The organism is Paraburkholderia sp. BL9I2N2 (assembly GCF_004339745.1).
GTDB lineage: Bacteria > Pseudomonadota > Gammaproteobacteria > Burkholderiales > Burkholderiaceae > Paraburkholderia.
Map to the genome: position 1 here is coordinate 4,095,577 of NZ_SMGP01000001.1, position 21,884 is coordinate 4,117,460.

The 21,884-nt window shown below is 59.9% G+C and carries 12 protein-coding genes; 10 read left to right on the plus strand and 2 right to left on the minus strand.

Going from position 1 to position 21,884, the window contains the following annotated elements:
* The first annotated feature begins 705 nt into the window (after positions 1–705).
* The 10 genes from dpdE (at position 706) to B0G74_RS18875 (ending at position 20,658) form a co-directional block, all read left to right on the plus strand.
* Complete coding sequence (dpdE, locus tag B0G74_RS18830; protein WP_165923880.1) at positions 706–3,975, plus strand: protein DpdE; 3,270 nt, start codon at positions 706–708, stop codon at positions 3,973–3,975.
* Positions 3,972–6,548 carry a protein DpdF gene (gene dpdF / locus B0G74_RS18835; RefSeq protein ID WP_132376309.1) on the plus strand — a complete coding sequence of 859 codons (2,577 nt, stop codon included), beginning with the start codon at positions 3,972–3,974 and terminating at the stop codon, positions 6,546–6,548. The genes dpdE and dpdF overlap by 4 nt, the downstream gene beginning before the upstream one ends.
* Positions 6,545–7,438, plus strand: coding sequence for a protein DpdG (gene dpdG / locus B0G74_RS18840; protein WP_132376310.1), 894 nt, complete (start codon positions 6,545–6,547; stop codon positions 7,436–7,438). The genes dpdF and dpdG overlap by 4 nt, the downstream gene beginning before the upstream one ends.
* On the plus strand, positions 7,438–10,482 hold the full coding sequence (gene dpdH / locus B0G74_RS18845; RefSeq protein ID WP_279388598.1) for a protein DpdH: 3,045 nt from the start codon (positions 7,438–7,440) through the stop codon (positions 10,480–10,482). The genes dpdG and dpdH overlap by 1 nt, the downstream gene beginning before the upstream one ends.
* Positions 10,482–11,216, plus strand: a complete 735-nt coding sequence (locus B0G74_RS18850; RefSeq protein ID WP_132376312.1) for a hypothetical protein — start codon at positions 10,482–10,484, stop codon at positions 11,214–11,216. The genes dpdH and B0G74_RS18850 overlap by 1 nt, the downstream gene beginning before the upstream one ends.
* Positions 11,207–15,982 carry a protein DpdJ gene (dpdJ, locus tag B0G74_RS18855; protein WP_132376313.1) on the plus strand — a complete coding sequence of 1,592 codons (4,776 nt, stop codon included), beginning with the start codon at positions 11,207–11,209 and terminating at the stop codon, positions 15,980–15,982. The genes B0G74_RS18850 and dpdJ overlap by 10 nt, the downstream gene beginning before the upstream one ends.
* The gene (gene dpdK / locus B0G74_RS18860; protein WP_132376314.1) at positions 15,979–16,503 is read left to right on the plus strand and encodes a phospholipase D-like domain-containing protein DpdK; all 525 of its coding nucleotides are present in this window, start codon (positions 15,979–15,981) and stop codon (positions 16,501–16,503) included. The genes dpdJ and dpdK overlap by 4 nt, the downstream gene beginning before the upstream one ends.
* Positions 16,493–18,727, plus strand: a complete 2,235-nt coding sequence (dpdD, locus tag B0G74_RS18865; RefSeq protein WP_132376315.1) for a protein DpdD — start codon at positions 16,493–16,495, stop codon at positions 18,725–18,727. Before dpdK ends, dpdD begins: the two co-directional genes overlap by 11 nt.
* A 154-nt stretch (positions 18,728–18,881) precedes the next feature.
* The gene (locus tag B0G74_RS18870) at positions 18,882–19,925 is read left to right on the plus strand and encodes a hypothetical protein (RefSeq protein ID WP_132376316.1); all 1,044 of its coding nucleotides are present in this window, start codon (positions 18,882–18,884) and stop codon (positions 19,923–19,925) included.
* On the plus strand, positions 19,873–20,658 hold the full coding sequence (locus B0G74_RS18875; RefSeq protein ID WP_132376317.1) for an HAD family hydrolase: 786 nt from the start codon (positions 19,873–19,875) through the stop codon (positions 20,656–20,658). The genes B0G74_RS18870 and B0G74_RS18875 overlap by 53 nt, the downstream gene beginning before the upstream one ends.
* Before the next feature lie 66 nt (positions 20,659–20,724).
* On the opposite strand, the gene B0G74_RS18880 is transcribed toward B0G74_RS18875, so the two are convergent.
* The gene (locus tag B0G74_RS18880) at positions 20,725–21,105 is read right to left on the minus strand and encodes a 6-carboxytetrahydropterin synthase (protein ID WP_132377000.1); all 381 of its coding nucleotides are present in this window, start codon (positions 21,103–21,105) and stop codon (positions 20,725–20,727) included.
* A gap of 65 nt (positions 21,106–21,170) precedes the next feature.
* On the minus strand, positions 21,171–21,872 hold the full coding sequence (gene queC / locus B0G74_RS18885; RefSeq protein WP_132376318.1) for a 7-cyano-7-deazaguanine synthase QueC: 702 nt from the start codon (positions 21,870–21,872) through the stop codon (positions 21,171–21,173).
* Positions 21,873–21,884 lie beyond the last annotated feature (12 nt).

A 21,884-nucleotide genomic window follows, 5' to 3' on the forward strand; every position in this document is an offset into this window, starting at 1 on the left:
AGCGGGGAAACGCGACAGGTACGAGCGTAGGTTTGCTCTTTTTGCGCCTTGCACGTTCTCGCGTAGCAGTTGTTAGTCTCGCCGCGCTTCGGACTCCGTTGTCTGCACTGATCACTCCATACCCTGCCAAGGTGACGAATAGTATCGCGCAAATCAAATTTCAAATTGATACATCGCACTTCGGATGGAAGCGCTGAATTGCCGCCACATTCACTACTGGGTCGTTTGTGCCGACACGCACTTAAGCACACTCGCGACGCTGAATCGATTAAAAAATGGGGTTCGATTGCCTGAATAGGTAGCAGCGGCAAATCGCTCATATTTGCGACTTGTCGCAGGTCTCAACAGCTATTTAGCGTTCAAGAAAGAATTTACGGTGCCGTTTACTGCTCTGTAGCCTCCTTAGTTGTTACTTTGAGACATAGGTAACATTCACCGTCGCGCCAATCGTCAAAAAAAGCTTAAGATTGCGACGTTGTAAGGCACACCGGGGACCTCATGAGAGAGGGGTCGAGCGAAGCGACCATTAACTGCTCACGTGAGCGATAAACAGAAAGACTAGAAGCGCAAGGCGCCAGCAGAGATGCCGCAACTTTACTTTTGTCGTTTCACTTGTGAGCGTCGTGCTCGGGAATGCTATCCCGACGTGTATCGGAAAATCCCGACATCGAGCGAATCTGGGTCCATTCTGTCGGGGGCGCGGTAATGCCGGCCGCTCGACCTGAAGTCGGCGCATTCGTCCAGATCACCGCCGCGCCGTACTCTGCCTGGGGAATCGGAAAGTTCGCCGGTGCAACGAACGGAATCGCCCGTGTTCAATATTTCGATACACCTGGGGCTGAACCGCAAGTTGTTGAATCATCCCTGACGAACATCAAGTCGATTTGCCTGCCTACCCAGACACGCGTATTTAGGCGGCAATCGACTGGCCGCTGGCAGGTGGGACGCGTGACCGACGGAAATGGCGCTGTCATTTTCGTGCAATTCCCAAACGGTGAATCGGCTAATGTCGAGGCCGCCGATCTTCAGGTCCGTTGGAACCGCCCCCTGCGCGACCCTCTGCCACTGCTCACCAGCGAAGCCACTGAAACACCCTTTCTCGCTGATGCACGCAGCGCCTTCACGCGTCAGGTCGCGCTTCAGTACAGAGCGGCTTCGGGCATCACAGCCGCTCTCTCGTCATCTATCGAACTGGTCGATTATCAATTTGAGGTCGTCCGGCGCGTATTGACCGACCCGGTGCAGCGCTACCTGCTCGCCGACGAAGTGGGCTTGGGCAAGACCATCGAAGCCGGCGTGATCATTCGCCAGTTCTTTCTTGACACTCCGCCGGGAAGTTCACATGCCGTCGTTCTTGCGCCTCCCGCTCTCGTCGCGCAATGGCGAGAGGAACTAACCACGAGATTCGGTCTCGGTAACAACCTCGATGACTTTCTTCATGTTGTCAGCCACGAAGATGTCGCGGATGTTGAAGACGAACTCGCTAACGCCGGACTGCTCGTAGTCGACGAGGCGCATCACCTTTCACGTTTTAGCAGCGAGCACGAGATCACGCTGTACCGGCGACTGAAGGCCCACGCGCACCGCATTCCCCGCTTATTGCTTCTGTCAGCAACGCCCGTGCTATCTGACCCTAAGGGCTTTCTGCGCGTACTGCATCTGCTCGATCCGGTGGCATTCCCGCTCGACGATCTCGATGGATTCAAACGCCGAATCGCAACGCGCCAGGTCGTCGCAGAAGTAGTCGCAATGCTGACTCCTGAGAATCTTTGGAGTCTCACCGGCGAGTTGGACCGCCTGCAAGATGCCTACGGTGAAGACATCACGCTGATGGAAAAAGTCGATGCCTTGCGCGCGATTCTTAACGCTTTTCCGGATGAGGAAGACGAGGCATACGTCAACGCACTTGCGGATCTGAAAACGCATCTGGTGGAAAGTTATCGTTTGCATCGACGTATTCTGCGGAATCGCCGCAAGTCGCTGCAATGGGCCACGCCTAGACGTGCTGGCCTCAAGCGAGTCCCGTTCAGGAGCGCCGGGGCTGAGCGTTGGAGGCGTCAACTGGAGGAGTTGCGGTTGCATCTGAACGGCCTCGACACGCTTCCCGCAACGCTGCGAGCTGCCGTGCTCGGTCATGTGCTCAATTCGCGCGACCGCACCCCGGTGCGCAAGCTGCTCGAGCAACACAACATCCGCGACGACAAGGCGCTCGAAATTGCCGACGCACTAGACGACAGCGCGAAACGCATGCGCGACGGTCAGGAGCGCCTAGATGCCCTCACTGCCACGCTCGAAGGCACATTGGCGACACCCAACGCGCAGGTGGTGGTCTTTTGCAGCGATCGCGCCGATGCCGACCGCGCCGCTCAACACCTGCAGCGCTCCTTTGGCGCGCAGGTCGTTCGTCACGAAGTTCGTGCGAACTGTGAGGACGAAGACACCCCACTGCCCTGGCAGAAATTCCTGTCGACGACCGACAAGGTTCGCGTGCTCGTGTGCGACGCGCGCGCGGAAGAAGGCGTAAATCTCCACGGAGGCAAAAAGATCGCCGTTCACTTCGACATGCCGGGTTCGCCGAACCGCTGCGAGCAACGTCTCGGACGGCTCGACCGTTTCGGTAAGGGTGATCCCATCGTGTCCTATGCGCTGCATGACGAATCAAACCCCGATGAAGGCGCGTGGATCGACACGCTTGATACTGGCTGGCAGGTTTTCAACCGCTCGGTTGCGAGCCTGCAGTACCTGATCGAATCAGCCTTGCAGACGCTCGAGGAAGAGTGGTTCGCGCAAGGTACACCGGCTATTCGTGAACACGCAACCACGCTCAGCGGGCCAATGGGCTTGGTCGAGCGTGAACGCAAGCAGATCGATCATCAAGACGGGCTCGATGCACTCGGTGAGCAAGAATTGGACGCCATGGAACAAGTAGACGAATGTGATCAGTCATGGCGCGACTGGCGCGCCGCGCTGATCCGGTTTGCTGGCGAAGCCCTCAAGTTCCAAGTTCGCTACGACGGCTCACGTCCCATTAACCAAGATTCGGACGAGGCGTTCAGGCTAGCCTATGTGATGGAACATGGTGTGCCCAGAACGCTCATCCCGATGGGCGGTTATCTGCGCACGTTCCTGCAGAGCATCGACGTCGATGCGCCGAGCGATCGCTCGCGCTCGCCGCTGACCTATCGCTACGTGTTTCGCCGGCAGAATGCGCTGACGCGCGCTGCGCGGTCGCAGGGCGTGCGCGTACTGCGCGTGGGCGATCCGCTGGTGGCATCGCTCGAAGCGTTCTGCGAGCAGGACGACCGCGGACGCGCCTTCGCCATGTGGCGTGTCGACCGTGAATACGAGGTGCACGATCCGAGCGGCGCCGATCTGTTCTTCCGGTTCGATTTCATCATCCGGCCGGCCGCACTCGTCGCGAAGCTGGACGGACGCGGTGCCGACGGACAGTCGATTCTCGAACAGTCACTCACCCGCAAGTCGCAGGCGCTGCTCGCGCCGATGTTCCTTCGCATCTGGGTAGATGGTTCTGGCGCGGTCGTATCGGCCCCATCGGAACTGATGGAAGCGTCGTATGTCGATTTCTGGCAAGGCACGCGCCACGACTTCAACCTAAATCCTCGCCGGTGGCGCGACCTTCCGTCGCCGATCCAAACCAGCTGGCTACGAGACTGGCCGGCCCTGTGCGCAGAAGCGCGCCAGACTGCCGAAGCCGCCGCGCTTCAGTCCGACGCGTGCCGTGCGCACGTCAGACAGGCGCTGGCCGCGCTGGACGGCGAAGAGCGGCTGCGTCGCGCCCAGACGGAATCGCGGCTAGCGCGGCTGACGGGAGCGCAGCGGCGATGCGAACTCGAAGAGCGCTCCAACGACGACGCGCTTTGCGCCGCGATCCGCAATTCACTCGCCGAACCCGATATCGATCTCGATGTCGCGGGCGCGGTTTTCTTGGCCTCTGAAGACCCGTTCGAGCAATGAAGCGCGAATTCTTTGGTGACGCCGAACTCAAGGAGTGTCTGGCGGATTGGGGGCGAGCCGATCAGATTCTGACGACGCATCAGGCCACAGGTTTGCTCGAGCGCCTCCGGCAAGTACTGCTGCGATACGTCGATGGTCATGCGCACCGCTCGCACGTCGAATTGGCGGCCTTACTGCGGCAGTGGTTGCTGCTGCATACCAACCGCGGCGGCGCGCAATGGCTGAGCGTTCCGAGCGGACCGATATGGCCTGATCGCCACGCGTGGGAAGCAGCTCAGTTCCAGGTGATCGCTTTCGAGCGCCGTTTCGAGATTCGCGCACAAAGTCCCCGGCTAAGCTGGTTGGGCAAGCAGAGCGATCTGTTCGACGACGTGCTAGTCGAGACTCAGGCGCTCGACCGCAAATGGATCGCAGCGGAGCCCGTCGTCGGCGACGCGCTGGGGTTGCCGTTCTTCACCGGCGCTGGTCAGCGCGAGGCAGTGCGCAGCCTCCTTCACATGCCATCCGACATCACGCTGATCGCCGCGCTGCCGACGGGGAGCGGCAAATCACTGCTGGCCCAACTGCCGCCACTTCTGAGCGGTGAAGGCCATGTCACGCTAGCAATTGTGCCCACGGTCGCGCTGGCAATCGATCAGGGCGAGCGCATGGCCGAGTTCTTCCGCAGAGAAGACCTCAACTGGCAGGAGAAGCCGCTCGCGTATCACGGCGGCCTCAGCCCGGAAGAGCGCACCGCAGTGTTTCGTGCGATGAACAATGGCACTCAGCGTGTGCTGTTCACCTCGCCCGAGGCAGCAACCGGCTCGCTGCGAGGCTTGCTAGAAGACTGTGCGAAAGCGGGGCGTCTTACCCACGTCGTCGTGGATGAAGCGCATCTCGTCGTTACCTGGGGCAGTGGCTTCCGGCCAGCGTTTCAACTTCTCCCCGCGCTGATTTCACGCCTGCGCAGCATGGCGCCGCGCTCGATCCGGGTCGTGCTCGCGTCTGCGACGCTCACCTCGCACACTATCGAAGTGCTGCAACGCCAGTTTGGACCGCTCGAGAAGACCAAGCTCATTTCTGCCGTCTATCTCCGGCCAGAGCCGCGTTACGCAACTCATTTCTGTGCAACGCTCGCCGAACGGAAGCAACGTGTCGTCGAGGCGCTCAGGTTCGCGCCGCGCCCGTTCATCCTTTATGTCACACGGCCCGACGAGGCAGAGGATTGGCTACGAATACTCCTCGAAGATGGCTTCGAACGCATCGCGCAGTTCACTGGCGAAACGGGTGCAGGCGCGCGAAAAACGCTGCTCGCGCAATGGAAACGAGATGAGTTGGACGGCATGATCGCCACTTCCGCGTTCGGCGTCGGCGTCGACAAGAGTGATGTCCGCACCATCGTCCACGCGACGCTGCCAGAATCGCTGGACCGCTTCTATCAGGAGGTCGGGCGCGGCGGGCGTGACGGCATCGCGTCCGCCAGTCTGCTGCTCTACACACAGGAGGATATCCAGCAGGCGCAAGGGCTCGCAGCGCCACGCTACATTGGCAACGAAATAGCCTTCGAGCGCTGGAGCATGATGATCGAGCGTCCGGTTGCGCGTGACGCCGAAGGCGACCAGATTTGGGTGGATCTGCGCCGGCTCCGTCCGGCGCTAAATGTGCAAGGTTCAACCAATCTCGAATGGAATCTCCGCACGCTCAATCTCATGGCGTGCGCTGGCTTAATCGATATAACGGCGCTGTCCACGGTTCCGCCGGACAGATTCGGCAAACCTGATAGTGACCTCGAAGAATCCGAAACGACCGTTACGTATGCAGCGGTACGCCTCTCCAATGCAGGCCATCTCGCGAGAGCGACTTTCGATCAGCAGATGCAGCGCGCTCGAAGTGACGCGCGGTCGGCCAACAACAAGGGCATGGAACTGATGCTGTCAATCGCCCGCAATGAGCGGAAGGTAGAGGACGCCCTGAGTGAACTCTATCGGGTCGCGCTGCATGCGGTTTTCGCTCCGGTTCGTCCTTATTGCGGAGGTTGCAACCATCACTGGTCCGAGCGACCGCGCAAGCCGGTGGCGCCGTCACCGTTCGTTGCTCGACTGGACATCTTTTCGCGGAGACCGGATGTTCCGAACGCATTGCGGGGCGTACCTCGCGTGTATGGCAATCTGTCATTCATCGTGGTGGATGACGTTTCTCGTGTTCTGCAACAGTCGACCACAAACGTCCTCGACGCGCTCGTCAGCACTTTGAAGCCACACACGATCGCGCTCGAGCGTGAGACGCAGGATGTCGCGCTGAACGCGATGCGGGCGCGCTTGCGACGCCTGCGCTCCGATGCATTCATCGACTTGTTCGATCCGGCCCGGCCCGACGGCGGCCTGGATGGCGCCGAACATGAAGTACGGATCGTCATTTTGACTTCCGAATCAATCGGTCACTCCCTAAGTTTGGCTTTGAAAACGTCGCCCTGTGCGATGACTGTCGTGCTTCTTCCCAATTCTGCTCGAGATCCGGATCGATCCGACCGTCTGTGGTCGAGCGTACTTCCGCATACCGATGAACAGTCCCTGATCCGGGCATTGACCCTATGAGCCTACTGAATCTCACCAACGACGGGCTGCCGAACATCCTCGTCCAGCTACACGCCACGGTCCTGCGTGCGATCAAACCCATTCCCCGCGAAACCTTGCTCGATGCCGTCGCGCCCCCCGCTCTGGTTTCCGATGCTGGAAAACTGGCGCGCGGCACGCTGTTGCGCTGGACGGCGCTGGGACTATTTCAGGAAGTCGACGGTGCGATCACGGTAACTGAGCGTCCTGCCAGCCGCCGCGACAGCGCAAAGGACCTGCTCGCGTTCACACGCCGGACTGCCTGCGCGCGCGTCATGGCTGCAGAAAACAATGGAGAGTTTTGGATGTCCGAAGGCGCGGCCGCGGCGGACCTAACTCGTTCCCTTGCATGGATGCTCGCTCAGGACGTGTATCGAACCGGCTTCAGCCAGTTCGAGGCGATGGAAGTGCAGCAAATGGGAGAGTCCGACCGATTGCTGTTCCGCAACCCGACTCGACGCACTGGTTTGCAATACTGGGCGCGCTTCCTCGGCTTCAGCCAGCAACCGTTTGCGGACATCGATCCCACCGTCGCGATACGTGATGTCTTGCCCAAGATCCTGAAGGAAGGCGAAGACATCGACGCTACCCAGTTTGTCGACAAAATCGCGCAGGCCCTGCCCGTGCTCGACCGTGGCATGTGGAGGCAAGAAGTCCTCTCCTCCGTAGACGGCAACGCACTCGCGCCGTTACAGGCGGGTCAGCTCAGCACCGCATTGTCCAGGGCTTTGCTCAATTTGCGCGGATCAGGAGACCTGCTGTTGCAGCGTCGCGCAGACGTCGGCAGTTCTATCGTTCTTACCGGTGTAAACGGCATGCGCGCAGACCTGAGTTTTCAGTGGATCGCAAGACCCAGCGCAGGAGCCATGTGATGAACCCTTTGATCGAATTCTGGCCCTCCGGCGAACATGTGGAGGAATGTCTGCGCACCGAAGCCGAAACGGTGGATCAGGCCCTGTTGCTCGCAGTACATCTACCCATCACGCTGAAGCGACGCTCCGCTCAGGCCGGCAACGAAGTAGACGCGTCTGAAGTCGACCTGCTCGACTCGCTCATGCGCCCCGTCAACGACGGCAGCTCGGTCATCATTGCGATTACCGGCGCGTCCGGCGTCGGCAAATCGCACATGATCCGCTGGCTCGGCGCGCAACTCGATCGCCATCCGCGCCGCAAAGACCTAGTCGTGGTTCCGATTCCGAAGACGGCGAGTCTTCGCGAAGTAGTCGAACGGATTCTCGCCCCACTGAGCGGCGCCCGGTACGACGCGCTGAGGGCGGATCTGAGCCGCGCGGTGGAGTCGCTCGACCCGCCACGCGCGGCCGAACTGCTCGCGACCGCGCTCGCCGAGGAACTTGGCCCCTACGCTGCACAAGTGGAGGAGCAAATCCGCGCGAACGGCGACCGATCGCTCGGACCTCGCATCGTCGCTGCAAACCGGGTGCGCGATCTGATCCGCGACCCCGAGATTCGCGATCAGTGGTTCCGGAACGTTCTGTTGAGAATCGTCGATGCAAGCCTGAGCGGCACGTCCGACCCCGCGCGCCGGCAATTCCAGGTCGCGGACTTCGAACCACCTGCAGCCATCGCGAGCATGGAACTGCGGCGGACCGTGGGCCAAGCGCTGGCGTTCCTGGCCAGTTCGAACGGCGCCGCCCGCGGCATCGCCGCAGAAGTGCTGCAGGAAGTGCTGGATGCGGCTCTACGCACCATTTTCCGATTCACAGAAGCGCTGAATCAACGCACTATTCAGGACGTCGTCGACGAGATTCGACGGGAACTACTCGCAGACGGCAAGGAACTGGTGCTGCTCATCGAGGATCTGGCGGCCCTCTCAGGCATTCAGCAACCCTTGCTGGACATCATGATCGCCGAGAGCGACGAGAAAGGCGTGCGCGTGCGCGCCCCGATCCGCACGGCAGTGGCTGTAACGGATGGTTTCCTTGCCGGCCGGCAGACCGTGCTGACGCGCGCGCGGGAGCAATGGGTCGTGCCGAGCGAAGGCATCGACGAAGAAACCGTCACGCGTCTGCTGGTCGAGTTCACGGGACGCTACCTCAACGCAGCCCGCCACGGCATCGCTCATTTGAAGCAGCGTTTCAACACAGTGGCACCGAACCGGGACGATCTCTATTCGTGGGTGCCCAAATTCGATCCCACGCTGGACGCGGCCTGGTCCGAAAAACTGGCGTCGTTCGGCAGCAGTGAATCGGGTTATAGCCTCTTTCCGTTCAATGTCGCCGCGATCAAATCGCTAGCTTCGAGCGTCCTCAAAATCGGCGACGCCTGGACATTCAATCCACGCGCCTACATCAACGAGGTGTTGAGCAGCACGCTCAGACAGCGCTTTGCCTTCCAGGCTGCCGGCTTCCCGCCCGCCAACTTCCGCAATCCGAAGCTATTGTCCGCAGTGAGCGTCGGTTTGACTTATCAAGGTCTGACACCCGAAAAACTCGGTCGAGTGACATCGGGGCTCGCACACTGGGGTGGCAATCCCAACTCGCTCGATACGGCCCCACCAGCCACACGCAACGTGTTCGACGCGTTCTCGCTGCCATGGCCTTTCGATGCGATCGTGACGCCCAAACCCGAACCGGTCGAGCCGCAACCGCATGGAGGCGACAAAGTGGCACCACCTCCGCCACCGCCACCACCGCCCGAACCAGCGGAAAGCCCATATGCACAGGCGCTCGAGTTGTGGGACCAGAACACGCGCCTGATCAGAACATATCCGGTCAGAACGCGCACCCTGCTCGCCGATGCTCTGAATAAGCGGATGAACTTCGGCGACTACTGCCTGAGCGGGCAGGAAGTCAACCGGGACTGGTTCTGGCTACCGCCCGCCAGCACGATCAGCAATCCCACCAAGGGCTTGAAGATTGAAGTTTCGCCGCCGGACGTGCCTATTTCACCGACTGTCATCGCCGGTCTGAAAGCGCTCGACCGTTGGGACAGCAATGGCAAATCCTGGTCCTATCCCAACGGGGAGACCGACTATGCCGCAGCCAACACCTTATTAGAACGGCTTGAACATCAGATACTCGACATGGTGCTCGATGAGGCCGTGCGCGACACCGGTATTGCCGTGCTCGCACTGCATCGACAGGATTTGCTGCTCGGCCTGACCACGCGTGCGGACAACCCGAGCCTGCGGGACTTGCTTGCCGATGCACCCAAGGAAATCGCCGTCGCAGTCGATGATCTTTCGCAGCAAGTGCGCAGAGCGATGACGACCCGGAAACTGGCGACTGACACGCGCCCCCGACTGCAGGAGCGCCTGCGCCGCTACTTATCGTGCTATCAGGGTGACGGCGGCAAGGTGCTGGCCATCGACAACGAGCGCTTCCGCTTGTCCATTAAGCAGGAAGTTCAGGACCGTTGGGTGTTCGTGCTCAACGGCCATGGCGAGGCTGGCAACGAAGTGCAGGATATGCTCGACCGACTTGAGCCGCAAGCCGTCGATATGATCGTGCGAGACCTCGCAACGGCAGTCGACCTATATTTGCCGGAAGCTGCCGCAGCGTTCGCCGACGACCATGCACGCGTCGCATGGCGAGACGAAATGCGCGCAATCGTGGATCAGGCGAGTCAGACGCCCGCTTGGCCGACCAACTCCGTCGCGCTGAGCGAAGTACGCGGTGCAGTGGATCGTCTGGCGGCCGAGGCGCTCGACCAGGCGATCCAGCGCCTGCGAAAAGTGCAGCCCGTTGACGTGAACTGGGAAACGCATCAGAAACTGGCGGCCCTCTCGCTCGTCCCGTTGCCGCAACTCATCACAATCCACAAGGAAGTTGCCCTGCTTCGGCGCTTCTTCATTGAACTAGACAAGTCCATCAAAGCACAGACCAGTTCGATCGACGATCAGGCAGCCGTCCAGGCGCATGACGCGCTCTTCCAAGATCTGGTTTGGGAGGAATGATGCCAACACTGCTCGAACAGGCTCAACTGACACGAACCGGACTCGATCAAGTCCTCCGTACCAACCAACTACGTTATCACTTGTCAGCCATTCAAAACCGTTCGTCCGAATGGTCCCGCCGCAAGGAAAAGCGCGCCGAACTGCAAGTAAAGTCCGGCTACCTTATGCCACCCGCATCCAAACTGGCCGAGCTTGCAAGCGCGGACGAGGCCACGCGAGCACTATGCGCGGAAGCGCGCGAACGGCTCAGTAAAAGCGACGGTGTCGAAGCGTTGTCGCGCGATGAGTTCTGGATACGACTACTGGCCCAGGCCGACAAAGCCAACAGCCTCAGCAGCGATGCCATCCGCGCAAGCTGGCGCGCGTTGATCCGCGATCTCGGTGAACCGGAAGCCTCCTCGGCACTGCTTGCACGTGAACCGGAGACTCCCGGCAACAAACAGGCGCTCGCCCGATATCGCGAGGTATACACGCTGTACGCTTCGCTTAAGAGCGCTGCCATGCCTCCCGATACCCGGTCGGCGGACGCGCTGCGCCAACACGTCGAAGAATTGCGCAAGATTGTCTCGACGCTGACGCCTACGCCTCAGTCCGTCAAATTGTTCTTCAAGGCAATGGAGGCAGACGGCGCCGCGCTCGATCTCCTCACCGAGGAAGTTCTCATCTGGCTCCGACAATACGACGACACCTCTCGCTTCGTCATCCGTACCCGCACGGTGGGCACATGGCGCTGACTCCCGATCTCACGTTGGCAGAACGCGCACTCGACGAACTGGAGCAGATTGAGGCACGCGCGCTCGTCTGGGGTCTGGTCGACAACGCCCTCGGCGATGACGAAGTGTACGAGGCACTGAACCGTGTCCTCAACGACAAACGGAACGCTGAACTGCGCTACGACGTGGCCTGCAATATCGCCACCGCGCGTGACTTGCGGAACCAGCTCGTCGCGCTCCGCATGATATTCGAAGTACCGAATTCGCAAACCGGCTCGGGTGACCATAGCCCGCGCTGGCGCACGCGTATGGCCGAAGGCGTACGCCTTATCGCGCGGCTGCGCCAGATGTTTCCGCAACACGCGGGGCCCACTCAATGGACCTCCGCGCCGACGCTGGTTGCGGACTACCGCTTCCTGCGCCGCGCCCGCCGTTACCCAAAACGTGATCAGCGGCGCGATGCGGTGATGAGCGTCATCGACACGGCCGTGACCGATCCCCTGTTGCGCTCGGCCGTCGCGCACTGGCTCGATCAGCTGCCGCCGAATGCAGGCATGTCGCGCTTTCAGGTCGATGCCGCCGCGCGCATTCTGGATGGCCTGAACCATCGTGTGCGAGCGGGCACGCTAGTTTCGGCGGGCACCGGCAGCGGCAAGACGCTCGCCTTCTATCTGCCCGCGCTCGCGTGGATCGCCCGGCAGCGGGTGGAGTCGTCAAAGTCGTCGGTTCGTGTCCTCGCACTGTATCCACGTAACGAATTGCTCAAGGATCAACTAGCAGAGGTCTACGAACAGTGCGGCAAGTTCGATGACTGGATCTCGAGCCGCGGCGGCGCGCCGCTGCGAGTCGGCGTCCTGTACGGCGAAACGCCCGGAACGCGTCAAAGCGCGCTCAAGCAAAGCGGCTGGCGATCCAATGGACGCGAATCCGTCTGCCCGTTCTTCGCCTGCCCCAAGCCCGGTTGCGGCGGAGAGATGGTCGTGCGCGCCGAAGACAAGGAACTGGCGCGTGACCGGCTGGTCTGCAAGTCGTGCGGACATTGTGTCGAATCGGACCGGCTCGCATTTACACGTGAAGCCATGGCAAAAGAGCCGCCCGATGTGCTGTTCACGTCGGTGGAGATGCTCAACCGCCATTTATCCAACCCGCAGTTGCGTCATCTGTTCGGCATCGGTCCGAAGGCCCTCGAAGCACCTGGCCTCGTGCTCATGGACGAAGTGCATCTCTACTCCGGCACCTACGGCGCACAGGTCGCGTATCTGATGCGCCGATGGTGGAGCGCGAGCGGCAGACGCTCGAGTTTCGTCGGCCTCTCCGCGACCATCTCCGAAGGCAGGCGCTTCTTCGCCAGTCTCACCGGGCTGGACGATTCCGTGGTGCAGGAGATCAAGCCGCTGGAGAATGACATCATCGATGAAGGCGCGGAGTATCTGCTCGCTCTTCGCGGTGATCCAGTGTCTCAGGCCGCGCTTCTGTCAACCACCATCCAGACGCTGATGCTCGCAGCGCGTCTGCTCGACCCACGCGATCGCTTCGACAAGACCAGCAACCCGTTCTTCGGCTGGCGTGCGTTCGCCTTCACCGATCAGCTGGATGCAGCCAACCGCCTGTTCCGCAATCTTCTGGATGCGGAAGGCCGCCATTTCTCTGGCCACCCGAATACATCGCGTCATCCCGAGGGCGGTCTTGCCCGGCTACGCTCAAGAATGGAGCAGAATCGCCGCTACGATGGCGGCCAGGATTGGCGTGTGCCAGAGCACATCGGTCACAAGTTAGAAGCGCGGCTCGAAATCGCGCGCACCACGGCACTCGACTCTGGCGTCAGCTCTGCCAGCGAAGTCGTGGTGGCTACCGCTGCGCTTGAGGTCGGCTTCGACGATCCGGCCGTCGGCGTGGTCGTGCAACATAAAGCGCCGCGCGACATCGCCTCGTTCCTGCAGCGCAAGGGACGGGCGGGCCGCACGCGTCACATGCGCCCGTGGACGATGATCGTCCTGACCGACTACGGCCGGGACCGTCTCGCCTATCAGGCCTACGATACGCTATTCGATCCCGAGCTTCCGGCGCGTCAGTTACCGCTTTCGAATCGCTACGTGCAACGCATGCAGTCGGTCTATGCGCTGCTCGATGAACTTGGTGATATGACGCACACGGACCCGCTCGGAATCTACGTCTGGCGTGATATGAAAGGGCCGCCCGATGAAGCACTGCTGAAACACTGGGAGCCGCATAACCATCGCGAGCTCAAGGAACTCCTCAAAAGCACCCAGCCCGAGAAAATTTCCGCCCAGTACAACGCATTGCGGACCAAGGCGAAGCAACTCGCGCCGAAAGGCTGGCATAGGGGCGAGAACCTGGAAACATCGGGCTGGTACTGGTTGAAGACGCGCCTCGCTCACAAGCGTCTTCACGATCTACTCAGACACGTCCTAATCCGCCAGGATGCGGCCGAGCGCCTCGCTGCTTCGTTGCAGAAACGCCTTGCGATCCCGCGCGAAGACCTGGATGTGCTGCTGTGGAACCAGCCGCGCCCGCTACTGCTCGGCGCGGTGCCTACCGCCATGCGCCGTCTGCAGATGAACTGGCTGGGCAAGGACGCGGCGCATCCCGACTACAGCGCGGGCCATCCCCTGCCCGACTACATTCCAGCCAATCTGTTCGATGATCTGAGCCTGCCCGAAATGCGCCTTGCTCTGCCCGGCGAGGCAGCGGACGACCACTATCTGCCGGTCCAGCAGGCGCTGGGCGAGTTTGCGCCCGGCAAGGTCTCGCGTCGTTACGACCTTGCGCTCTGGCTGGGTGTTTCAGCGCAAACGCTCAAAAGCTACCTCGACATGAATCAGGAGATCGTCGAGCAAGATGCGGATATCGGAGACTGGTATCAAATGCAGGGCGAGCGGCCGTTCCATCGCATGGAAGGCGGCAAGGTGGTCGAGTATCAAGCCTTTCGTCCCCGCACCGCGCGCCTGCAGGCAGCCCCCGCACGCAGCGCCGGCTTGCCCGAGATAAACGACACCACAAATGCGCAGCTCAAATGGAGCTCGCATCTCGAAGGGCCGCGCGACGGTACGGAATTCCGACCGCCCGAGCATATCGGCGTGAGTCGCCTTGTCAGCTCAATCGTCGCACATACGCACGCGGGGCAGTCTGCGGCGCTGATGCGGCGGTACGCAATCGCATCGCGAGCCGATATGCGCATGCGGATCGGCAACACGTCGCACCGCCTGACCGTCGACTGGCGCTTCACACAAGAGGGCAAACCCTCCGGCGTCGGCTTCGAGATCGATGCGGACGCGCTTCTGATCGTGCTGAATCTACCGGCCGAGTTGCACAAGAGCATCGACTGGTCGGATGAGGCACGCGTGCGCGCCGCCCGTGCCGCACGCTACAACTGGGAAGCGCAGCATTGCCCGAGCTTCGTTGAGACCGTAGCCAATCCGTTTCTGCGCGGCTGGATTGCACAGATTTTCCAGATTGCGGCTATTCTGGTGGCCACCACGGAGAAACTGTCACTGACGGTCGCGTTGAACGAGGTCGCCAACGGCGCACGCATGGAAATGCTGCAGGGCGTGCTCTCCACGGTATTCCAGATGCCCGAGACAGAGCCTGGCGATGAAAGCCCCGATCGCCTCAGGCAAGCGCTCACTGAAGCGCTCGGTCTCGAAAGCGTGCGGCTCGCCGTGCGGGACGCGGCACGCGTACTCGTCGCGCCGATCGACGCAGAATGGGAAACGTGGCTGTCCCGCACCCTGCGCGCCACTCTCGGAGCCGCCTGCTTGGAGGCCATTCAGCAGGCCTGCCCACAGGTCGATCCGGAAGGACTGATCGTCGATATCGATCCCGGCATACGCCTCGACGGCACTGCGCCACAGCGAGCGGAGATCTGGATCTCGGAGACCAGCCCCGGCGGAAACGGCATGATCGAACAGGTGGTCGAACTGCTCGCTTCGCGTCCCGACAGTTTTTACCGGCACGTCGAGGCCGCGCTAGAAGCCAGTGATCTCGAGTCGACCAACACGCAGTTAAAACAGCTGGTGGAATGGCTCGGCGGCAACGATCGCAAAGCCGAAATCGTCGATGCGGTCATGCGCGTGCGTAATGCCGCTAGTCCAACCACGGCGCAGGCAGAATTCGCCCGTCTGCGCGCGGACTTGGTGCGACGCGGGCAAGCGGTATTCCACGGCTACGCCGTGGCCCTGAGTCTGCGCATGCTGAGGCCCGGAACCCCCGAGGAAATCGATCGACTGATTGCCGAGATTCATGGTCACTGGACGCAACTCGAACACCTGCACGGCATCGAGATCGATGTTCGGGTGATGTGCGCGGTCTACAGCAGCGACACGCGCTTGGACACCGCCTTTATGTCCTCTGGCCTCGTTTTGCCCGCTAGCGACCGCGAAAGCTGGCGCTTCGGTGTGCTGATGGGTCTGTTGTGGCCACAGGGCCACGCACTGCGCGCGGTAAATCTGCCGCTCTCGAATCGATTCGTGCCAAATATCGCGACTGAGCGTCTGCTGCTCGGACAATGGCTTACGCAACGCCAAGCACCGATCGATCCGAGCCAGCCGGGTTGGCTGGAAAGCGCGCGCGAGCAACTGATCGCTCGCTCTGAGGCAGTATTTGCGGTGGCGGCTGCCCAAGCGCATGAACTCGTCCCGACGATCATCCGCACACTGACCGTCGAGCCGATCCACTTCGATTATCTGAACGTTTTCGCGACGCTGTCTTCGGTCAGGCGACGTGAAGACACGATCGAGCTCCACTTCTCGATTCCGGAATCCGCATGAGTACCTCCCGAAGCATTTTCAAGTCGGCCACGTCCGCACCGGAAGCCGTGCGCAACGCCTTGGCGGCGGTCTTCGCCAAGGAGTTGCTGGCGCCGAGCAAAACGGTACATCTGCTTGCACCGTGGATCAGCAATATTGTCATCTTTGATAACAGCATAGGCAGTTTCAGCGGGCTCAATCCCGAATGGAGCCGGCGCGAGATTCGCCTGGTCGACGTTTTGGTGGCAATTGCTTCCAATGACACGCGGCTCGTGATCCGGGTCCGCGCAGAGAATCACAACAAGCCATTCGAAAAACGCCTCTTTGGCGCGCTGGCGGATTCCGGACTGCAGGACAAGTGCGACTGGAAGGAAAGCAATACCTTGCATACCAAGAGCCTGCTTACTGACCACGTGTTGATCGCTGGATCGATGAACTTCACGGAGCGCGGCATCTCGCTCAACGAGGAACACGTGACGCTGGAATTCGATGGAGAGCGTATAGCGCAGGCCAAGATGGAGTTCCAAGACCATGGCATCTGAGCATCAGTTACAGTTGGCGCAAAGTGCGGCCGCGTGTCTCGATGCGTTCTTCGCCGCGCCCAATCTGTTCGTGCTTCCGGCCGCGGGACACGATAATACCGGCGACCAAAACGCCAATGAAGTCCCCGAAGCGCTGGTCACTGCGATCCAGCGTACACGCAAGGGCGAAGCCGATCTGCCCATGCTGCTGCCATTCCGCCGCGCGGCGGACGAACGTGTGACCTGGTACGCGTGCGCGCGCGACAAGCCGGGCGAGCGCGCAGTCCGCGCCGATCTCGATGCATTCGTCGGCCCAGGCTTCGCAGATTTCGACGTTTCGACAGTCCCCCCTACGGATGCCGACGGTCTGTTCACGAAGCACGGTTTTCATGCGGTGCGCTTCACCGCGAACCGACCGACGTTCGACAAGCAGATCGTCGAGCAGTGGTGTGTGTATTGGGCGCTGTTGCAGCGCAAACCGAAGCGCCGGAAGCTGGAGCATCGGACGTTCGCGCAGTTGCGCGCGGCGCTCGACTGGGCCTTGCTTGCAAAGAACGAGGCCGAAGCCAGCGCCGCCGTCTCGGCTTTGCGCGAACAGCACGGTCTGAGCGCCGAGAACCGTGCATTCCTGGACATTCGCATCGCGGCGTCGTTCGGCCGATGGGACGAGATCCTCGACCACGAAAACTTTTCGCATCTGCTCAAGTTGCGGCTGCCTCCGGAAACCTTCGGCGACATTTGGGAAGCGCTGTACGAAACCTGGATTCGTCCGCAGGAGGCGTCCGGTGATCCTGAGCGGCTCAAGAAGGTCTTCGAAACGCAGGTTCGCCCGGCCGCCGGCCATCTGCTGCGTTCGCTGGGACGCTCGCGTCGCCCCGCCGCGCTGAAGTCGTTCGTGCTGCATGAACTGTCGCAGACCCGGCCCGCCGTCGATCTCTGCGCTCAATGGTTGGCCGAACTCGGTGACGATGCATTTGGCCCCACCACGGCAGCTATCGGCGGGCTGATCGACGCGCTCACCCCAAAGCACGGGTTCGACGCAGCGTGCGAGGACATGAACCTCGAGCGCTACGAACAGGCCTACGATCTGCTGTGGTCACTCGATGACGGCACGGATGTGTTGATTGCCTTGCTTCGTTGCGCGAAGGAAATCGACGATCCCGAGCGCGCTGGGCAAACCGTCGGGCGAGTGCAGGCGAGCGATTCATCGATACTCGCGGCGGTCCAGCAGACCCGCACGCGTCTGCTGAGCGACGTCACACGTCTTGCCGCAAGCAGGCCGCCCGAAGACCTGAGGGCTCAGTTACTGGTGGAACCCGAGGGCGAACGGACTGCGGCTAACAACGTTGTCGAGTTCTGGCGCGAACTCGCGAACACCGACGCGCTGGTCAAGATCGATGACGCCATGCAACAGCGTCTGGTGCAAAGCATGGAAGATGAGGTGCTGAGCAACTCCGGAACCTTTGACGCGCTTCTCCCAGTCTGGTTTGGCTGGATCATCGAGCGCGCCAAGCCGCACGCTCCGTTCATGCCGCTGTACGAACAGTTGCTCGACACCATGTGGGTGCGCGACAGTTACGGAGAGAGTGAACTCGACCTCATCAAACAGGCGGCACTGCATGTCGTACGGGCAGGCCCGACGCCCGAACAGTACAATCAGTTGATGGAGCGACTGCAGCGCATATTCGATGCCGTGCGCTCACCTCAATCCATGTCTTGGGCGCTCGATCTCGCCGATGCGCTGGTGATCGCTCCATCCCGCGACGAGCAGGCGCGCAATCAGTTGCTGGTCGCCATTCTAAGTGCAGGTAGCGAGTTCTTTTCCCGTCTCGCCGATACACAGAAAGCTCTTTTGCGGTTGCTGGCGAGCGAAATGCCGATTCCCATCACGCTGCCAACGCATGAGGTGATGAATGTCGACCAGCCAGAAGGGACCGATTCGGAGGCGCGGGTCATGATCTACAGCCTCGACAGCCAGGCGACCCGACGCGCAATGGATATGCTGAAAGCGCTGAGTCCGAAACTCAAGATCACGACGAACTGCGACACGGAATGCACGCAGCGCCTGCGTCAAAGCTCACGGCATGCCGACTTCGTGTTCTTCGTATCGAGCGTGGCCACCCATCAAGCGTTCTTTTGCATCAAGGACGCACTGCGTACGCCCGATGCGCTGTGTCATGTTCAGGGCACGGGAACGACGCGCATCGTGGAAACGGTGATGAAGCAGATTCAGGCGGCAAGGTAACAACAATAGCAGAACGGAGCCCTCTTAAAGAAGCGCGCCTGATCTACTGATTTCCGTATCTTGACCAGCTGGTTCGCACCCTTTCCACTTGGTTATGCTGTCGGCGTTGCATTCAGATTGTCATTGCAGACTTAAACAATTCAAACTCACGCGCATGCCTTCAAACAGAAATCTTTGGATTCTGCCCGCCGTTTTTAACGCCTTCATCGGCAAGGAAATCGATTACTATCCGCGGCAGCAGGGTGAGACCGTTTCACCGGATACGTACCTTCCAAAGATAGCGAGTGAATTACAACGGCTCGACGATCTCGGAGTAATCGATGGGAGTTATTTGGATCGGGCAAAGGACTCTCTCAAGGAGGTCAAGGATCTTACGGAATATCAGGACCAGAAAGCTGCAAGACTGTTGACCATCGTCGCCTTCCTTACTGCTGCAGCGGGAGCATTATTCTCCAAGCTATTGGATGCTTATCCGCTTCATCAAACTTTCCTATTGTCCCCAATCAAAGGGGCTTTTCTCGGTGGTGTTTATTCGCTTTTTGGACTATTTCTTTTGTGCGTTGCGTGTGGTGCTTTGATCATTTTCCACGCGACGCAGACAAGATTTGTATGGCCAAAAGAAAAATCGGAAGAGGCTACCTACGACTCCGCTAATTCGTTCCTTTTCTATCGGAGCATCCTGCGGACAGACCCCGTTGGCTGGGCGCGGTCGTTTGTAGACAGCACTTCAAAGAAGGAGGATGGCAATAGACTAACCTCGAGTTACTACAAGAATTACGTTTCGGAAGCCTACCTCGTCGCGGCGAAGCTCGGAGACAAGTTGAGATATCTCCAACCGGGACAGAAATTGCTCCGATTGGCCATCAAATTGTTGGTGATTTGGCTTCTGCTGCTGTTCGTCGTGGCCCTCTGGATCCCCAAGGTGACAAATAGTCCGGTTACACAGGTATCTGTTGTGCCGCTTTGCTATCCGTGCGCGCCCCCATTTGCTGCGCTGGGGGCCGTCGCTCCGGCAACGGATGTCAACGATTCTGGTGATATGAAAAGACATGTAAGCGGGTCTACCCTGCCCGCTGCTGCTGAATCGAGCCCCGCCGCAAGTGATACAGTGAGAACGATCAAGCAATCAGGAAGAGGATGTACTCATGATCATGCCAGTTGTTCTATGCGACGCCGACAACACGCTGTGGGACACTGACGCGGTTTTTGCTGACGCTCAACGGGCGCTCTTGGAAAATATTGAGTCAATGATCGGTGCGCAATGCGACCGCCCGGATCGCCTTGATTTTGTCAGACAATACGACCAGGCATTGGCCCTAATACATCATCTGCACCTGCGATATCCTCCGCACCTTTTGGTGTTGGCGTTAACCGAAGGTCTTAATGGAAAATCGCCAGAGACAGCGGCGATTCAGATCGTCTCAGGAATATCTCAAGCCGGTCCCATCTCGCTGGAGGCAGCTGAAGAACTCGGGTCGCTTTTTCAAGAGCGCCTGAAGGTGATTCCCAGGTTACTGCCCGGGGTGCGAGACGGCTTGAGGCTCGCACTGCAAAAGGACGTTCCGATCTACATGCTTACCGAAGGTCGAATCGACAAACAAAAGCGAATCATCGAAAGCCACAAATTGTCCGAGAATTTCAGGGCAGTACTAGAGATGACCAAATCGCTGCAACAATACGAACGTCTCCGCAGCAGATTTCTTCCAGCAGAGGTTGTGGTACTTGGTGACCAGTTGGATCGCGACATCGACCCCGCACGTGCGGCAGGATGTACAACGGTGTATGTGCCGGGTCGATTCACACCATCTTGGAACCTTAGCAAAGGTTCACAGCACGCATCTTATCAGGCTGAGAATTTTGAAGATGCCATGATTTGGATCATTAATCGCGTTGTGCCCTATTTCAAGTCATCGCGAGTGGCGGACACGTAACTGCACGCAGCATTTTTATTATCACTAATTCGGCATCGAGCCCTACGTTTGGCCGAGTACCCTTCGTTAGTCCATAATCGCCGTCGCTGAATCCAAATCGCAGCAGTCCCCGCTCGCGGGCCGCTCCACCCGCACCTTCGAAATATTGGGTAACGCACGCGACAAACTCCGGTAGATGAACGCGCATAAGCCCTCAAGTGTCGCGGCGCCGAGCCCAGGTACCTCATCGAGAAAGCGATGATCGAGTTGGTCGCGTACGTGTTCGATCTCCCTGCGCAGCAAGCCTAGGTCGACCACCATTCGTGTAGTCGGATCCGGACGGCCGCGCACGAAGATTTGCGCATGATACGTGTGCCCGTGAACGCGGCGACTGCCCTCGGCGTCGACCTCCCGATGTAGCGTATGCGCAGCCTCGAAGTAGAACTTCTGGCTGAGTTCGTAGTTCATCTGTTCCGGTGCCACTTCATATTCCCCCATCGTTCAGAAGCTAGCGTCGATCGACAACGCACTTATCAGACCACTGCTTGCTGAAACGACTCGAAACCCTTTTGCCGCAGTTCGCATGCGGGACATTCGCCACAACCGTAGCCCCAATCGTGCTGAGCGGTACGATTTCCGACGTAACAGGTATGCGTCTCGGTACGAATCAGATCAACGAGCGTCTCGCCGCCCAGACGATCCGCCATGCGCCAAGTATCCGCCTTGTCGATCCACATCAGTGGCGTTTCGATGACGAGCGGTTGATCCATGCCGAGTGCGAGCGCGACTTGAAGTGCCTTCAACGTGCTATCGCGACAGTCCGGATAGCCCGAATAGTCCGTCTCGCACATTCCGCCCACCAGCACCTGCAATCCGCGACGATAAGCCAGCGCGCCTGCCAGTGTGAAAAACAGCAAGTTGCGGCCAGGCACGAAGGTATTCGGCAGACCGTCCGATGCAAATTCAATGGCCTTGCTTTTCGTCAGGGCCGTGTCGCTAATCTGCCCGAGGATCGAAAGATCAAGCATGTGATCGTCACCGAGTTTTGCCCGCCATGCTGGAAATTGCTCACGCAACTGTCGCAGCACTTTCACGCGGCACTCCAATTCCACCGAGTGTCGTTGCCCATAGTCGAACCCCACCGTCTCGACATGCTCATAGCGGTCGAGCGCCCATGCCAGGCACGTTGTCGAGTCTTGCCCGCCGGAGAAAAGAACGATTGCGCGCGTTTTCATGATGAACCTTAA

Bases quoted from the DNA above. Each gene is read 5' to 3' on its own strand.
- dpdE (WP_165923880.1), top strand. From the start codon at position 706: ATGCCGGCCGCTCGACCTGAAGTCGGCGCATTCGTCCAGATCACCGCC.
- dpdF (WP_132376309.1), top strand. From the start codon at position 3,972: ATGAAGCGCGAATTCTTTGGTGACGCCGAACTCAAGGAGTGTCTGGCG.
- dpdG (WP_132376310.1), top strand. From the start codon at position 6,545: ATGAGCCTACTGAATCTCACCAACGACGGGCTGCCGAACATCCTCGTC.
- dpdH (WP_279388598.1), top strand. From the start codon at position 7,438: ATGAACCCTTTGATCGAATTCTGGCCCTCCGGCGAACATGTGGAGGAA.
- B0G74_RS18850 (WP_132376312.1), top strand. From the start codon at position 10,482: ATGCCAACACTGCTCGAACAGGCTCAACTGACACGAACCGGACTCGAT.
- dpdJ (WP_132376313.1), top strand. From the start codon at position 11,207: ATGGCGCTGACTCCCGATCTCACGTTGGCAGAACGCGCACTCGACGAA.
- dpdK (WP_132376314.1), top strand. From the start codon at position 15,979: ATGAGTACCTCCCGAAGCATTTTCAAGTCGGCCACGTCCGCACCGGAA.
- dpdD (WP_132376315.1), top strand. From the start codon at position 16,493: ATGGCATCTGAGCATCAGTTACAGTTGGCGCAAAGTGCGGCCGCGTGT.
- B0G74_RS18870 (WP_132376316.1), top strand. From the start codon at position 18,882: ATGCCTTCAAACAGAAATCTTTGGATTCTGCCCGCCGTTTTTAACGCC.
- B0G74_RS18875 (WP_132376317.1), top strand. From the start codon at position 19,873: ATGATCATGCCAGTTGTTCTATGCGACGCCGACAACACGCTGTGGGAC.
- B0G74_RS18880 (WP_132377000.1), bottom strand. From the start codon at position 21,105: ATGAACTACGAACTCAGCCAGAAGTTCTACTTCGAGGCTGCGCATACG.
- queC (WP_132376318.1), bottom strand. From the start codon at position 21,872: ATGAAAACGCGCGCAATCGTTCTTTTCTCCGGCGGGCAAGACTCGACA.